Origin of the sequence: Dietzia sp. B19, assembly GCF_014145155.1 — a bacterium.
Classification (GTDB): Bacteria; Actinomycetota; Actinomycetes; order Mycobacteriales; family Mycobacteriaceae; genus Dietzia; species Dietzia natronolimnaea.
Genome location: NZ_JAALED010000506.1, coordinates 10,475 through 12,416, shown reverse-complemented (window position 1 = coordinate 12,416; position 1,942 = coordinate 10,475). Strand labels below are relative to the sequence as shown.

Here is a 1,942-nt window from a genome sequence, read left to right as displayed (position 1 = left end):
CACTCGCCGGCTCGGCAGGGCTGGTCCGTACCCGTGAGCTGCTCAAGATGCGCAGGCGCGCCCCCGCGGGCTCCGCGTCACCCGCCACGCGGCCCTCTGCGGGGATCGAGACGGGCACACTCGCCGAGGCGGCCTCGGAGGGCGGCACCCGATGGCCCGGACTGGACGCCCGCGAGGAGTTCCTCCGCGTCAACAACGCCGCGTTCTCGTGGCACCCGGAGCAGGGCGGATGGACCCGCGCCCAGCTCGATGAGCGACTGGCTGTGGAGTGGGTGGACCCCGGGGCGATCTTCCTGGCCGTCGACACCACGGGTCCGGTGCCCCGGCTCGCGGGCTTCCACTGGACCAAGACGGTGAGCGAGCCCGGTTCCCCCGTGGAGGGCGAGGTCTACGTCGTGGCGGTCGACCCGTCCGACCAGGGGCGCGGGCTCGGAGGGCTGCTCACCTCGCTGGGGGTAGCGCACCTGGAGGGTCCGGTGGGTGCGGAGTCGGTCGTCCTCTACGTGGAGGGTGACAACGCGGCGGCCATCCGGACCTACGAGAAGCTCGGATTCACCGTCGAGCACCGCGATGTGACCTACGCCTCGGCGTGAGACCCCCGTCCGGGACCTCGGAGGTCGGCGATCACCCCAGGTGGGGGCGCCGTACGAATCCCCCGGGAGGTCATAACCGTGACGCATCCACTGAGTTCATCTCTCGTTCATCTCGACCGGCGAGACCGTTCATATCGGACCCTTAGGTTCTGTGCTCGTCGGGTCTCGGTATCGGCCCGGCTTTGTGTTGCAGTCGCCACAGACGTGTTCGGGGGGCTATCCGCCGGACGAACCAAGGAGATTCAGTGAACCTCAAGCGCACCGGTGCTCTTCTCGGCCTCACCGCCCTCACGGCGGTCGGGCTCGCCGCCTGCTCGGATGACAACACCGGAAGCGGTGACACCGCGGCGCAGAGTGTCTCCGACGCGGAATGCGCGGGCAAGGAGACCCTGACCGCGTCGGGCTCCTCCGCCCAGAACAACGCCATGACGATCTTCGCCAACTCCTACGCCATGAGCTGCGAGGGTCAGACGCTGAACTACAACTCCAACGGCTCCGGCGCCGGCGTGAGCGAGTTCACCGGCGGGATCACGGACTTCGGTGGATCCGATTCCCCGCTCAAGGATGCCGACTACGCGGCGGCCGAGGAGCGGTGCGACTCCGAGGCGTGGCACATCCCCGCCGTCTTCGGCCCGATCGCCGTGGCCTACAACCTCGACGGCGTCGAGTTGAAGCTCTCCGGCCCCACCCTCGCCAAGATCTTCAACGGTGAGATCACCACGTGGAACGACCCGGCGATCGCCGAGGAGAACGAGGGCACGGACCTCCCGGACGAGCCCATCACCGTGATCTTCCGGTCGGACGAGTCCGGCACGACCGACAACTTCCAGAAGTACCTGGAGGCGGCGTCGGAGGGTGCGTGGACGCAGGGCGCCGGCAAGACCTTCACCGGTGGTGTCGGCGAGGGCGCCCGCGGCAACGAGGGTGTCTCGGGTGCCATCGGGCAGACCCCGGGGACCATCACGTACACCGAGTGGTCGTACGCGAAGAACCAGGACCTCTCGATGGTCAAGGTCATCACCCCGGCGGACCCGGAGGGCGTCGAGCTCAACGCCGAGACCTCGGGTGTGACCATCGACTCGGCGCGGCTCCAGAACGAGGGCACCAACGACCTCGTCATCGACACCTCGTCGTTCTACGTCCCCGAGGCCGCCGGCGCCTACCCCATCATCCTCCCCACCTACGAGATCGTCTGCTCCTCGTACGCGGATCCGGAGACCGCCGCGGCCGTCCGGTCGTTCCTCAACATCGCGGTGGCCGAGGACGTCCAGGCACAGCTCGAGGACGAGGGCTACATCCCCGTGCCCGACGCCTTCCGCGAGCAGCTCCTGACCGCCATCTCCGAGATC

The 1,942-nt window shown here is 68.5% G+C and carries 2 protein-coding genes; both read left to right on the top strand.

Translation table 11 applies throughout. The features are described from left to right. Positions 1–593: mycothiol synthase (mshD, locus tag G6020_RS13910; RefSeq protein WP_182611018.1), on the top strand; the 593-nt coding region annotated here is incomplete at its 5' end. A gap of 245 nt (positions 594–838) precedes the next feature. Continuing rightward, positions 839–1,942, top strand: a 1,104-nt coding sequence (gene pstS, locus G6020_RS13905) for a phosphate ABC transporter substrate-binding protein PstS (protein WP_182611017.1), incomplete at its 3' end; no start/stop codon positions are given.